Origin of the sequence: Microcoleus sp. B3-D7 (genome assembly GCF_036705305.1) — a bacterium.
In the GTDB taxonomy this organism is placed as follows: Bacteria; Cyanobacteriota; Cyanobacteriia; order Cyanobacteriales; family Microcoleaceae; genus Microcoleus.
This window is the reverse complement of record NZ_JAUBUE010000016.1, coordinates 103,682-116,627: the sequence shown is the minus strand read 5'-3', so window position 1 is coordinate 116,627 and position 12,946 is coordinate 103,682. Positions and strand designations below refer to the sequence as shown.

General features: G+C 44.6%; 13 protein-coding genes and 1 tRNA gene. 7 read left to right on the top strand and 7 right to left on the bottom strand.

Annotation, left to right across the window (positions count from 1 at the left end):
* Positions 1–593 precede the first annotated feature (593 nt).
* Together QUB25_RS13970 and QUB25_RS13965 are read right to left on the bottom strand one after the other, a co-directional pair.
* Entirely contained in the window at positions 594–1,019 is a 426-nt protein-coding gene (locus QUB25_RS13970) for a recombinase family protein (protein WP_333183801.1), read from the bottom strand.
* 20 nt (positions 1,020–1,039) lie between these two features.
* A complete protein-coding gene (locus tag QUB25_RS13965; RefSeq protein ID WP_333183800.1) occupies positions 1,040–1,576 on the bottom strand; it encodes a hypothetical protein in 537 nt (178 codons plus the stop codon).
* A gap of 932 nt (positions 1,577–2,508) precedes the next feature.
* Here QUB25_RS13965 and QUB25_RS13960 point away from each other — a divergent pair.
* Positions 2,509–2,919 (top strand): hypothetical protein, encoded by a 411-nt coding sequence (locus tag QUB25_RS13960; protein WP_333183799.1) that lies wholly within the window; start codon positions 2,509–2,511, stop codon positions 2,917–2,919.
* Between the two features lie 75 nt (positions 2,920–2,994).
* Here the strand turns inward: QUB25_RS13960 and QUB25_RS13955 are convergent, their stop codons facing one another.
* The 4 genes from QUB25_RS13955 to QUB25_RS13940 form a co-directional block, all read right to left on the bottom strand.
* Positions 2,995–3,213, bottom strand: a complete 219-nt coding sequence (locus QUB25_RS13955) for a hypothetical protein (protein WP_333183798.1) — start codon at positions 3,211–3,213, stop codon at positions 2,995–2,997.
* A gap of 468 nt (positions 3,214–3,681) precedes the next feature.
* Positions 3,682–3,754: transfer RNA gene (locus tag QUB25_RS13950), tRNA-Met, on the bottom strand.
* Between the two features lie 277 nt (positions 3,755–4,031).
* A complete protein-coding gene (locus QUB25_RS13945; protein ID WP_333183797.1) occupies positions 4,032–4,532 on the bottom strand; it encodes a hypothetical protein in 501 nt (166 codons plus the stop codon).
* A gap of 214 nt (positions 4,533–4,746) precedes the next feature.
* Positions 4,747–6,117 (bottom strand): DNA methyltransferase, encoded by a 1,371-nt coding sequence (locus tag QUB25_RS13940; RefSeq protein WP_333183796.1) that lies wholly within the window; start codon positions 6,115–6,117, stop codon positions 4,747–4,749.
* A 65-nt stretch (positions 6,118–6,182) separates the two neighbouring features.
* Here QUB25_RS13940 and QUB25_RS13935 point away from each other — a divergent pair, with 65 nt between their 5' ends.
* Genes QUB25_RS13935 through QUB25_RS13915 form a run of 5 tightly spaced genes read left to right on the top strand, consistent with a single transcriptional unit; the run spans position 6,183 to position 10,711 of the window.
* Positions 6,183–6,914, top strand: a complete 732-nt coding sequence (locus tag QUB25_RS13935; RefSeq protein ID WP_333183795.1) for a hypothetical protein — start codon at positions 6,183–6,185, stop codon at positions 6,912–6,914.
* The gene (locus QUB25_RS13930) at positions 6,853–8,094 is read left to right on the top strand and encodes a phage terminase large subunit family protein (protein ID WP_333183794.1); all 1,242 of its coding nucleotides are present in this window, start codon (positions 6,853–6,855) and stop codon (positions 8,092–8,094) included. The genes QUB25_RS13935 and QUB25_RS13930 overlap by 62 nt, the downstream gene beginning before the upstream one ends.
* Before the next feature lie 5 nt (positions 8,095–8,099).
* Positions 8,100–9,467, top strand: a complete 1,368-nt coding sequence (locus QUB25_RS13925) for a hypothetical protein (protein ID WP_333183793.1) — start codon at positions 8,100–8,102, stop codon at positions 9,465–9,467.
* Positions 9,467–9,784 (top strand): hypothetical protein, encoded by a 318-nt coding sequence (locus QUB25_RS13920; RefSeq protein ID WP_333183792.1) that lies wholly within the window; start codon positions 9,467–9,469, stop codon positions 9,782–9,784. The genes QUB25_RS13925 and QUB25_RS13920 overlap by 1 nt, the downstream gene beginning before the upstream one ends.
* A gap of 3 nt (positions 9,785–9,787) precedes the next feature.
* Complete coding sequence (locus tag QUB25_RS13915) at positions 9,788–10,711, top strand: hypothetical protein (RefSeq protein WP_333183791.1); 924 nt, start codon at positions 9,788–9,790, stop codon at positions 10,709–10,711.
* Here QUB25_RS13915 and QUB25_RS29810 read toward each other — a convergent pair.
* Positions 10,649–10,903, bottom strand: coding sequence for a helix-turn-helix domain-containing protein (locus QUB25_RS29810; protein WP_445251947.1), 255 nt, complete (start codon positions 10,901–10,903; stop codon positions 10,649–10,651). The two genes, QUB25_RS13915 and QUB25_RS29810, sit on opposite strands and share 63 nt — an antisense overlap.
* A gap of 104 nt (positions 10,904–11,007) precedes the next feature.
* Between QUB25_RS29810 and QUB25_RS13910 the strand changes: the two genes are divergently transcribed.
* Positions 11,008–12,927 carry a hypothetical protein gene (locus tag QUB25_RS13910; protein ID WP_333183790.1) on the top strand — a complete coding sequence of 640 codons (1,920 nt, stop codon included), beginning with the start codon at positions 11,008–11,010 and terminating at the stop codon, positions 12,925–12,927.
* Positions 12,928–12,946: the final 19 nt, after the last annotated feature.

The window sequence follows — 12,946 nt, the reverse complement described above, 5'->3', positions numbered from 1 at the left end:
TAATTTTTAAACTACGACTCATAAACGCACCATAAAAGCTATCTCTCTATTATATGCAACTTCACATAAAATTGGTATAACACAGATGAATATCCGGCTCTTGAGCGTACCATATTGCGATCTTTGTTAGGAAAATTGCGATCGCCGCGATAGCTTCATTGACGCTCTCGCCCGACTGAGGTGGCGCTACCGAGTGCCAAGAGCGAGCAAAAAAAAGCGGAAAACGCAACTTTTAAGGGTATGAAGAATCCCAAACCCTTGATTCATAAAGCATTAAATAGAACGGAGAGGGAGGGATTTGAACCCTCGAAGGATGTTAACACCCTTAACAGATTAGCAATCTGCCGCTTTCAGTTGCAAACCGCTTGACTTGTAACAGTTTCAGACTTTTGCGATCGAGGCTTCCCCAATTTTTACAATGCTGGTGGTAGGTAATCAATTATCAGTCATTAGTCACCATTCATCAGTCCGCACCCAGAGCCACAAAAATACCATTGATGGGTGCGTCGGCAGTATATCCAGAGAAATTCAGTAAGTAAAATCGGGGGTGAGAGTTGAACTTACTATTTCAGGCTTGTTTAAATTACCTTTCACTACTCAAGATTATTTGTTAGTAACCATTTAATAGTGGAAGCATACCATTTGCTGCTTTCCTTTCCAGACAATGTTGGAACGCCTTGTTTTGTAAATTGATCGGCGATCTGACCAAAACTTAATCCGCTATTACGCAAGTCGAAAGCCTTGTTTCTTAATTCTTCTTTTTTGGGATTTGCTGACAATCTATTTCTATTGGCGGTTGTTTCTTTTTGGATACAACCGCAAGACTTAGTATCTCTCCGCCTCAAAGAAAACCCTCTCACGGTAACTGTGCTGCCGCAATCGCAACGACACACCCAGCACGCATCATTTCGGTAATTTTCTCCCTCAGCAATGACGGTTAGTTTTCCGTATCTTTGACCGATTTCATTGATAAAATTATTTGAGTTTCCAGTGCGGGCTAAGTTTTTTCGATATTTCACAGAATCTCGACTGTATCGTATTAAGCCACCCATAGTTCGCTCTCCGAAAAATTGATTAAACACGGACGCGGTAAAGTTTCAATAAATGAAACTTCAATTACCTCAGACATTTTTAACAAAAAGCCTGCAATTTCTTCTTCGGAGTCTTCACACCATTCGGCAAAACTGTCATAGTCGTATTGTTCGGATTCTTGACTGTAGATCTCCAAAATTCGATCAAGCGCTTCTTTGCTTGGCATTGCTCTGACCGAAAGCACTCCTTCGCACTCTAATGCAAAATAAATGGAGCAACCATCGCTAACAAAATTTTCATCAGCCTCAACGATTAAGATCTGGGGATACTCGGATGCTTCGTAAACTCCGTCCATGTCTTCCCCCGACAGTGCTCGGAGAGCTTGGCTGGCTTCTCCAAACACCTGAAATCCTGGAACTCTCCGATCTTCCCAATACGAACCTTTTTCGTCAGACACCCATTCCCAAGCATCACAATAAGCCCAGTGCTTGGGCAAAGTATTTAGTACGGATGCTAGTCTGTAATAGTAAGACATAATTGCCATAAAATTATTGACACTATCAATATATCATAACAACGAATTATATACAAGGAAATTGCGATCGTTTCTCTGTCCTCATTGTGTTTAGACTCACTAAGGACTTTTGGAATATTCGCGCTGGAACCAAGACCTAGAAAAGTTTTAGCTAACCGAGAAGTTCTGGTCACCGCTCCCACCCGCTGATTCCGGACACCCTCAAAACCACGCCTGAAGAATGTTCTAGTCATTAAAAGCTGTTATTCCGGACACCCTCAAACCATTAAGAACTCGTTGGCTACGACAATCCTTCCCCCCGCCCTCATTTTGTCGCTAGTTAGTTTTTATGATTGAGCATAAAAACCTCAAGAGGTATTTTTCAACCAAAGGGTTAAAAACTCACGCTTACCACTTTTGCGGAAATTTCCGCAAAACCCTTTCCCAAAAAGTGTTCTGACGCTTAGCAGTTTTGCTGATCGATCAGCAAAACTCAAAACCTTTGCAAACACTGGATTCGTCTTTTTGGACGGATTGACACTTCTTAGGAACTCCTGTTTCAAACCGGAGTCCCTGAAAGCCTTGGTATGTCTAATTTACGGGAATTCCCGTAATTGGATTTAACAGTTCCGGTTTCAAACCGGATCGTTCCAAAAGCTTGCTCTGTCTGAATCCGCCTTTTTGGGAGGAATGTTTTAGTAGGTTGTTAGACCAAAACAGGAATTCCTGTTTTGAGACACAGCAAGGGTTTTAGATTTCGTTACAGAATCAAAGGGTTTTCCGATTTCAAACCGGAAAACCTCAAACCCTTGTAAACACTGAATTCCTCTTTTTTACGGGATTGACAGATGAGCTAAGATTCAATTGGACAAGACCCTTGTAAGCAAAGCCACCTCAAAATTGAGTGATTGCAATATTTTAAGTAATGATAAAATGTATAAATTGCAGTCACTTTTACAATTATGAATATCGCTGAACTTTACCAATTAACTCCTCAATCAACAAGTTTTAAACTAGAAGATTTTGTTACTCACATAGATGAATTTGCGGATTCATCAAGTTACGTAGATCACACAGGTATAATCAATGACAAGATAGAAACAAAAGTAATTTGGCGTCAAAACGACCATATAAGATACTGGCAATTGGCAACTGTGTGGTTTGATGGCAAACCATTTGCTGTCATACAAAACGGCGGGTTTAATCGCGTAGAACACAAAAAAGTATTTTGGACTGATTTAAGTTTATATACTCAAGCAGTTTTATATCTTCGGTCAATTTTTCCTATTGAACAATTGCCAGAGTTGACTAATGTAAATTTTGACGCTCCTGAATTGTTAAAATTTCACAAGTTCAGTTTTGGCGAAAAATAGTTTAGAACTTGTTATTATTAAGCTTGCAGTCGCAAGTTATCTTAATTATAGTTTGTCACAATTATTTGCAGACACTCAGTCCACAATCAAAATTATTTCTGGTTCAACAGGCGGATCGAATGTTGGCAACTGCAAAGCATCGCCAAAGATTCCCGAAAATTCCCATAGCGACAAAGTTACATATCCTTCTTTATCTGTCGTTAATTTATAGTTTTTTCGCGTTAAATAATTTTGTCCCGATTGAGTGAGTTTAACTTTAATCTTGTCATTTAAATTGAGAGTTTTGCTTTCCATTAGTTAGAGTTTCTCATAAGTAGTAGACGGATTTTTTCTGAGATAATGCCACCAGTTTGATGCTTAACTTCGATCGGAACTACGTTAAATTGTTCACCCGGTAACACCAGAAATTCAATTGAAATATTTGATGTTTGCTTTGATTCTGATTTTGGCTTTTTAGGCTTTAATTTGTGGATATCATTAAAACTCATATTTTTTACTGGGTAACACAGGATAATACTAGCATTAGTTGAGCGCTTGAATTATGAGGGATAACCCTCAATGGTTATTCCGATGAACGGTTTTTGTAAATTTTATAGTATTACCAAAAACACTAGGTTCTTCTAGTGGATCTACTTTTGTTTTTGTTTCTGTTTCTTCTTTGCAAGATTTTGGAGGTTGGCTGCTTAAAAAATCACTACCGCCAACCCTTCCGCCAGTTTGTCGTCTCTCAGAGTTTGTCATTTTTTAATAATTATTAAATAAAGTCGGGGGGTGGAGTCGAACCACCAAAAAGTCAGCTTATGAGACTGATGAGCAACCGCTGCTCAACCCCGGCTGGACCCTTTTTAACGTCTTGGGTGACGCCATGTCTGAAATTATCAGATATGGATTTTTTCAGTCTCTCCTGATGTCGCGACCGCAGCTTGACCAGTTTATTTGTTGCCAAAAAACCAGAACCGCTTGTTTTCCCTGCTGGGCCTCCCGGCCGTCGTTCGCCTCCGATCCACAGGGCAGGGTTCCCGTCCAGCCTCAGAGCCACATGATGCTGGAGTATTTTCAAGTGGAATACCTTTTACAGTATACAATTTTCACTTTAAAAATAACAACAATTGTTACTCAACCTTTGTTGCCGCTGGATAAGTCTTGTTAAACCATTCCAGCAACTCTTCTAAGTTGTTAAATTGTTGAGTCATTGGATTGCTGTTTGGAGTGGCAAACAAACCTCCCATATAACTGCGGATATGCCAGTCAGCATCTTGCTCGGTGACGATCGACTCGTGCTTAATTGGAATCTCAGCATTCTCCCCGTACACCAGTTTGTAGGCAGCGTTAACTCGTTCGTTCGGAGGCAGCGGCTGTCCTTGTGGTGACATAGGTTTTTGTATTTGCGACTCGGTTGGTTGCTCTGGGTGTGGCTCTTGTTGCTTGGGTGCTTCTGGGGTGGATGGCTCGGCGGGTGGCGGTTCGATTGCAGGTTGTTCTTGCGGAGGTTCTTCTGGTTTTGGTTCTTCTGCTTGTGGCTGTTCCGCTGGCTTTTCTTCCTGCTGCGACTCGTCCGACTTAGTTTCTTCCAATGGCTGTTCGCTGGACTCTGGATGAATTATTTTAGACACAATTTTGCTAAAACTTGCCATGAGTTTTGGGGGTAATTTAGGTAGATTATAGCTTAGATTTGTTGCGGGTGTAAAGATTAATTGGCGGGCGATCGGGTAAATACAAAAGCCTCCCTAGTTACGAGGAGGCTGAAGTCTGTTGATTGTATTCCGGCTCCTTTTGGTTACGTCGTAGGAGCAGGTTTATTGTTTCTTATTATGGCATATTCTATTGTTAATTAATGCGTTTGGCGGGAATGCCTGTAAATTTCTCCCAACGTTGCAAAATTGTCTCAATGTGAGTTTCGCTGAGCTCAAAACCAAAAACAGTACGCTCTCCTTCTAGTTGTTGAGCTGCTATTATTGTGCTTCCGCTTCCTAAAAAAGGATCGTAGATATTGTCTTTGGGCTCTGTTGAGTTTTCTATACAATAGCTAATTAAAGGTGTTGGCTTCTGACAAGAGTGTACATATCCATCGGTATCGCAGTTCTCTTTGTCGTAGTGCGGCGACGTAAATTCAAGAATAGTTGTCTGCTTTCTGTCTCCAAAATATCTATGAGAAGCTCCTTCTTTCCATCCGTACAAGATAGGTTCGTGCATCCAGTGGTAGTCTGCCCTCCCAAATACCAAGACCGACTTTTTCCAAATTAAGCAAGATTGCATTTTCCAAGGCATAGCTATAAATGCGTTTCTGAAATGATGCCTCATAGTGTCTGCATGGCTTATGTATATAGCAGACCCTTCAGACAAAGCTATATTTATCATTGAGTAAGCATTAATTAGAAACTCAAAAAAATCATCATTGCTCATTGCGTCATTTGCAATTTTGCCAATCGGGTTAGCCAATCGTTCTTTGCTAAAATGCGAAACGCGAGCTTCGGGGTCGTAGTTCACGTTGTAAGGTGGATCTGTCCAGCACATTTGACACTTTAAATTGCCCAACAATTCCCGCACATTAACTTCAACCGTTGAATCACCGCACATGATTTTGTGACGCCCCAATTGGAAGATGGCACCAAGTTCTACACCTTCTCGAACTTGGATACCTTCAAGAATTGTGGGATCGTCCTCCCCATATTCCGGCTCCGGTTCACTATTTCCCCCCAGCGCCAATTGATTTAGTAAGTCTTCTAAATTAGCCTCACCAATACTGACCGGAACTTGGTCAAGTTTACTGAGTTCTTCTAGTTCTGACAGCAGCAATTCTTGATCGTACAACTTTAGCAAGTCCGCCACCGCAAAGTTTCCACCTAGCAGCGTCAGGTTGTTGTCATCCAACGCATAGGCGCGGGCGATCACCTCCGAACCTGCCTCAACCCCGAACAACACCGGAACGCACCACTCGCCTGTCTCTGTGTCTTGAGCAATCCCGATCGGCAAATCATCGCCCCGCTGTTCCATCACCCGCAGGGCTTCAACCCGTCCGTTGCCCGCGACTATCCCGCCGCGCCCGCCGTTGAGAGTCCCCTCCCACTTACAGGCGGATTTGAACCCGTACCTGGTTATTGATTCAATAATCTGGTCGAGGTTGTGCAGCTTGGCGTTGTTGTCGAAAAGTTCGGCTTGTGAAATTCGGATATATCGCAGGTCAAGTAAATCAGGCATAATGGAGTTAGAAAAGGTTAAGAAACGTTAGAAAATGTTAATAAAAGTTAGGACTATTTGCTTCGATGGGAAAAGCAAGCGTATCGTCAATTTCTAAAATAACTGCCGCCGCAGAAATGTCGTTTGATGGAATCACACAGGAAGTCATTGCTCAACGACTTGGGTTGACTCGATCGAGAATTTCTCAGATGACTTCAACTCCTGTCTGGCAACAAACGATCGCCCGACTAGAAAACCTGCGGCAAAAAGCACAAGCGGAAGCCGAGAAACGTCAGCAACTTTTGTACTCTGCGGAATCCGATCGCTGGTTTGACCAGTCGCGCCACATGGTGCAAGTTTGCGCTACTACTTATTCTAAGTTAATGTTGGTAATCAATGCGGGGTTGGATTCAGCAAAAAACAATCCTGATAAATTAGAAGCATTAGACCAAGTAAAAAATATTCCCAGTCTGATTAAAGCCGCGCTTTCTTTACAGCAAGAAGCTTTCGGTCGGCATTACGATGAAATTGAAGCGCTCAAGATTTTAGCAGAAGCTGGCTGGCTCCCGCGATCGGTATTAAAACTGGCTAACGATGAAACTAGCAAACTTAAATCAAACCTTCGAGAGGCGTTTTCGGGAGTCCTCCCCGACTACAAAGAAGAAAACGGACGCGGACTTACTCCAGAAACAGCAGCAGTCATTCGACAGCACCTTCTGGGCATCCAGCCCGCCGATGCTCTTGAAATATCAGCAGATGTGGACCCGGGACAGCAGCCCAATCAAGATTTGCGAGAAGTCGAGGCGGATAGGGATTAGCTGGGCAGACGCCGCCGATTCGGCGTTGGTGGCGGCTGAAATTAACGGTTCTGACAGTTGGTACGTCGGCTATAACTTCGACATGAGCCGCCAATATATAGAAGATGTTGCGTACTGGGCACGGGCTTACAATCTAGCCTGTTCCGGTATCAACGAGTCAGTCATTGAGGAACCTAACAAAAACATTCTTGCCTATACTATCCGGTTTGACTCAGGGTTCAAAGTGACATCTCTGTCCTCGCGTCCGGCAAACTTGCGATCAAAGAAAGGGCGGCTGCGGATTGACGAGGCGGCTTTCCACGACGATCTAGAAGAGTTAATCAAGGCAGCATTGGCTATCAATATGTGGGGTGGTTCCGTCGCAATTTGGAGCACCCACAACGGTAAAGACAATTATTTTAATCAGCTAATCGAGAAGTGCAAAACCGGGGAACTCAATTATTCCTACCACCGCTATGATTTGGCTACGGCGATCGCAGATGGACTTTACCGCCGCATTTGTTTAGTGTCAAATCAGCAATGGTCGATCGAGCGCGAATACGCATGGATTGAGCAACTACGCAAAGACTACGGCATCAACGCCAGAGAGGAGTTAGACTGCATCCCATTTGAGGCGAAGGGTGCGGGTTCAGTCTTTAAGCGCGAATGGTTTGAGGTGGTCGATCAAGTACCAGCGGGCGGCCGAATTGTTCGGTTTTGGGATTTAGCAGCAAGTGCCAAAATCTCTGCTTGTTACACTGCCGGGGTTAAGATGAAAAAAGTTGACGGTATAATTTATGTTATGGATGCGATCGCCGAACAATTTGAGCCAGCACAAACTAACAACTTATTGAAAAATACTGCTGTTCGCGACACGGTAAACACAAAAATTGCTTGGGAATTAGAAGGCGGTTCTTCCGGCCCCCGCGATCAAGTTCGCATCCGGGAATTATTAGAAGGATTCCACTGTGCAGGCATTCGACCGCGTGAGAGTAAAATTGTTCGAGCGAGTCACTTTGCCAGCGCCGCACTTCGGGGCGAAGTCCGAATACTAAGGGGCGATTGGAACGAACAATATTTAGATGCGCTCTACCATTTTGACGGTAGTTCAAAACCTAAGATTACCGATTTAACCGACGCCAGTTCAGGAGCTTATAGCTTTTTGGATGGGCAAAAAATCATCCAACCCGACTTTAATTAACCCTAATGCGATCGCCAACCCCAACTCCCGGCAGAAACAAAACTCTAGAGAACATTTGGCAAAGCATTGTCAACTACAGTCGGACGCTGGTTGGCGGTCAATCCAAACCTGTCTCCCAATATCACGGATATGCCAGCGACAGCATCCACGGTCGTCAGTATGACTTTGAGATTCGCGAACCGATCGTGCGAGATAACGGTCACACCCGCGAACTTGTGCGGATGATTGAGCTGTCATCTGAAATAACTCTGGCGCTCGACTTGCGACGGGATGCAATTTGGAGCAACCCCACAGGCGATGACCAGGGTTGGGATATTGCTCCCACACTCAACGACAACGTGACGCCGATCGACCCCGGAGTTTACAAGGTTTTGCAGCGGTTGCGGGAGGAGGTTATCGGCGGGTTGGCGCTGAATGCAGGGCCGGAGTTGTTGATGGCGTGGGGCGATTGGTTTTTGTCGATCGGGGTCAATCTTAAATCTTCTCGGATTGAACGGGTATTGTTCCCGCCAACTTTTGAGATGTTCCGCATTGAGTCAGTGACAGGGGAGTTGTTGGGATTTCAACAGCGCAAGAATTCAACCAATGAAGTCAGCGCTCTGGATTTTCACCCGATCGTCTGTGCCCATGCCCGTTACCGCTGGAGGCCTCCACATCTCTACGGGCGATCGCTTTTTGAAGAGTGCATCCCCGACTGGGTGGGAGCAGAAAACATTAAAGCTGACCTGCTGAGCGCTGCTAGAGCCACCGGGGTAAACTCTCGGTTACACTTTATGCCGTGTGAGTACACGGACGCGGATGCCCAACAGTACAAAGAAGCGCACCGAGAAAGACTTCGACAGCACGGTAGCATTACTGACTATTACTTGATGAATGGCGCAGAAATTAGACAACTGTCTAACAGCAACCCAGACTTTTCTGGGTTGATTTCAGTGCTTAAAGAATTTCAGTTAATTATTGCTAGAAAGTCTAAAGTCCCTTTATATCTGATGGGATATAGCTGGGGGGGCGCTCAGGATATCGCGACTCAACCAATGCTTAATTATGCAAGAAGCTTAAACGCCGATCGAATGCTGATAACTTATTCAATAATTAAGCATTTGTGCAATTTAGAGTTGGCGCTTCAGGGCTACAGTAAAGACCAATGGATTTATCGAATTATCTGGCCCAAACTATACGTCAATCCTTTTGAGGAACAGATGAACCCATTGGAAGCGGAAGAATCTAACACAAAAGGAGTTGAAGATTTAGACGTTTTGCCTAAGCCAAGCTTGCACCATCTTGACTGGTTAAGCACTGCTACCGATGCTGATATACGTTCAGGATTAGAGGCACTTAAGTCTAAAGATTCTCGACTGTTGGAGGTAGGGTGATGCCGATTGGAACAGCGGAAAGAGGAAAAATATTGAGACATTTGGAATTGCCAATAACTTCGCTGCCCATCATTAATGTTTTGTGTGATTCAGTCCAGCAAACCTCTGAACAATTGGCGCAGCAAGTAAACGAAATAATACAGCAGCTTGACGCTAACTCCGAAGAAATTAGAAAAGCGTCGAGCGGAATTGTCAAGCTAGATGTTATTGAATGGAAGCCTGATCGCAAATGCGATTTGCACAGTTATCGGAAATACTTAGTCAAGCAATTATCTAATGCGATCGGCTACACAATTATTACAATGCACCCTTGGTAAAATATGAAAACTTTATTTAAAATTGGCGACGAAGTTAGCTGGGATTCTTCCGTGGGAACGGTTAGCGGGATTGTAGAACAAGTTGTTTTAGATGGATTAATCCCCAAAATCAGTATAGATATTGCCACAACAAAGACCACACCGGGTTACTTGATTAAGCTAGCCAACAGGCAAGATGATGTGTTTGTTGGTAAGTTGCACTCGGATTTGCGAGAGCCAAAGACTGAAGTTGCAGTAACAGAAGTTGCGCCCGATCGACACGACACTCTCCCCTATCTGACTAAACCGCAACTTGCCAAATTAAATAAGTTCAGACCTTCTGGCTTTCCGTTAATAGCGGACGAGACAATGGTTGCAATTTCTTTTGTCGTTGCCGACAACTTAATTAACAGAAGCAAAGGCAAGTGGACAGAAAAAGATTTGGCAAAAATGGCAAAAATGCTCGATCGAATGGGATTGCCCCACATCTTGAACCACAACTGGGAATCTGTGGAGGATGTGCAAGGAATAATTATTGAAGCTAAACTGGTCAAGTCTAAGCCACCTTCTGAGCTTGTAGATGCACTGCAAAATGGCGAGTTAAACCGCCAAATTGTTAAGAATGAAGAGTTTGTGCAGGTTGTGGCGACAGTCGCTTTTCCTGCAAATTCTGGAATTGTTGACAAACTTAAAATAGGGCTTGGTCGGGCGGTATCGTTGGGCGGGTTCTCGTTTAAGGATTATGTTTGCCCATTGTGTAACACCAGCTTTTCTTTCAAGAATTGCCCGCACTATATTCCTGATAGCTGGACAGAATGGGACGCTGACCCGTCTTTGGTTGCACCCTATTATATCCGCGATGGGCTTTATGACTTGGGCGAATTATCAACCGTGGTTATTGCAAACCTGCCGGGGGCTTCTTTGGTCACAGCCGGGAATGGTGTTTAGTATTAACGACTCTGGTTCAACGCCTAAAGCTTTTGCCCATACAAAAATTTCTGAGTAAGTTAGCTCCCTATCGTTGGTTTCAACTCGACAGACGATCGAAAGTGATCTACCGACAGATTTTGCAAAACTTTCTTGAGTTACCTGTTTTCTATCGCGTAAAATTTTAATTCTTTCACCTATTGTCAAAATCATACTTGACTAATTTTTGCGTGTACCGCTAATTTTTGCGTGTACCGCAATTTTAGCATAGTGTTAAAAAAACTTTGATAAGTTGGTCATAGTATCCTGGTAAACCAATGCCAACAAAATCAAAACCTAAAATAATTGGCAGCGATGCAGTCGCAGGTGTTAATGAACGCGACGCGATTAATCGAATTAATGCTACAAAAAAGAATAAGTCGGGAAACAATAGTTTTAACTCAGACGGCGTAGTTCCAGCAGAGCAGTTGCCACCTCTATCTAACGTGACTGGCTCTGATTCCGTTACCGAACCAGCGCCATCTTCACCTGCACCAGCCCCTCAGTCTTCAACTGTCACTGCACCTACTCAAGCGGCGATGACTTTTAACGAAGACGGAACCATGACTCTTACCGAGTCTCAGTTCCGAATGCTGGTTGATAGCGGTGTCCGACAAGAGACTCAACAAACTCTCGCGCAACTGCAACAAGCAGCCGATCAAATTGCACAATTGAAGCAACAGCAAGACGCTGCGGAGGAGAAGGCTAGGAAAGATCGAGAAGAACTTGAAAAGCAAGTTGAGAACGAGCGCAAGCAACGCGACACTTTAGCTAGGGTATTCGGTCAATTTGGCTATGCTCACCCCGAGACTGCTGGAGCCGATCGCGCACCTCTTCCCTCCCAAGCTTTTATCTCCCCGTTGGCTAACCGGGGCGGTATTTCTGCCAAGGATGCGGTTCGGGAATTCGAGCGCCGATGTAATGACGCAGCCACAACTGAAGCTCGACTCATTACGACATCTACAGGTAGTTACGTTCAGCGAAATTCCCGGTACACCGATCAGTTTTTTGTTGAAAATCGCAAGGTGTTGCGCGAAGGTATTGACGCGATCGCCCGTCAACATGGATTACTTCAAGGTCGGAACCAAGTCTGGGGCGGTAAAGACGCGCCAACAACTTTTGCTAACTTCCCGATCGCGCTTCGCGAATACCTTAGCCAAGTTGTGCGGATTGAACACAGCGCCCGGTTCGTTTTGTGGCAATTCTGCAACAAGGCAATCCACACGGGCATTCCTATCAATCAGACAGTCTTGGTTCCCCGCGTCCGCCATCTTAACGTCGGTGTTACCTCTTCTGATTGGCGTTTGACTCCGGGTATCCCGATCGTCCCAACTCGTCAAAACTTAAACGGCAATGGCGTCTCTGTTCCGATCTTGGAATGGGGTATGGGTAAAGATGCAGTTGTTGAACCGTTGGGCATTCACGAGCTGGTCAACGCGGTGACGATTATTGATATTGAGCGACTTGTGCAGGAACGGATTGGCTACAACTACGGGATGTGGGAAGATTTGTTGCTGTTTGAAATTTTGCTCAGTTCAACAGTTGTTAGCTACAACAACAACGGCACAGTTGTTAATACTGCCGCTGGAGTTCCGGCGGGTGGTGGCGGTCAATTAACAATGAACTTTTTTGGTTCGCTGCGAGCTCGGATGGTGAACGACAAAGTGCCGCCCCTCGACGATGGCTGCTTTATTTTTGTTGGTACCCCCGATCATTTTGCATCCCTAGAAAACGACATGGCTGAGAAATCCCAATATGCGGATAACTCCCAAGTTGAAGGCTTGACCAATATGTTGCAACTGAAAACCCGCCAACAATACATGGGCAAGGTTAACGGTTACAAAGGTCGAGTTCGCGGGTTCCACTGTTTTGAATCTACTAATATCAGTTCGGGTTTGCCCGGTTCTCCCGGTGTTCAGACTGAGACCTTGGGAGGCAATCCTGTTACGACCCGATCGGGTTTTGCTCTTGGTGCCGATGCGTTGGGTATGGCTGAATCTATGCCGATGGAAATTCGGGAATCTGACGACACCGATTTCGGTCGGATGCGATCGCTGATTTGGAAAACTCATGCAAACGCAACTGGTTTGGATGTTGACCCAAATCGTACACTTTTACCAAACGAAGTGGCTCGCGCTGTTGGCGGTGAGGAGCAGTTACGGGTTTACGAAGTTCGATCGTCCACAACAAAGGTCTAATAGTATGCCCTCAAGTTCT

Excerpts from the sequence above, each read along its gene's own strand:
- QUB25_RS13915 (WP_333183791.1), top strand. The coding sequence starts at position 9,788 with ATGAAAACTTTATTTAAAATTGGCGACGAAGTTAGCTGGGATTCTTCC.
- QUB25_RS13940 (WP_333183796.1), bottom strand. The coding sequence starts at position 6,117 with ATGCCTGATTTACTTGACCTGCGATATATCCGAATTTCACAAGCCGAA.
- QUB25_RS13930 (WP_333183794.1), top strand. The coding sequence starts at position 6,853 with ATGTGGACCCGGGACAGCAGCCCAATCAAGATTTGCGAGAAGTCGAGG.
- QUB25_RS13920 (WP_333183792.1), top strand. The coding sequence starts at position 9,467 with ATGCCGATTGGAACAGCGGAAAGAGGAAAAATATTGAGACATTTGGAA.
- QUB25_RS13935 (WP_333183795.1), top strand. The coding sequence starts at position 6,183 with ATGGGAAAAGCAAGCGTATCGTCAATTTCTAAAATAACTGCCGCCGCA.
- QUB25_RS13955 (WP_333183798.1), bottom strand. The coding sequence starts at position 3,213 with ATGGAAAGCAAAACTCTCAATTTAAATGACAAGATTAAAGTTAAACTC.
- QUB25_RS13965 (WP_333183800.1), bottom strand. The coding sequence starts at position 1,576 with ATGGCAATTATGTCTTACTATTACAGACTAGCATCCGTACTAAATACT.
- QUB25_RS29810 (WP_445251947.1), bottom strand. The coding sequence starts at position 10,903 with ATGATTTTGACAATAGGTGAAAGAATTAAAATTTTACGCGATAGAAAA.
- QUB25_RS13910 (WP_333183790.1), top strand. The coding sequence starts at position 11,008 with ATGCCAACAAAATCAAAACCTAAAATAATTGGCAGCGATGCAGTCGCA.
- QUB25_RS13925 (WP_333183793.1), top strand. The coding sequence starts at position 8,100 with ATGCGATCGCCAACCCCAACTCCCGGCAGAAACAAAACTCTAGAGAAC.
- QUB25_RS13960 (WP_333183799.1), top strand. The coding sequence starts at position 2,509 with ATGAATATCGCTGAACTTTACCAATTAACTCCTCAATCAACAAGTTTT.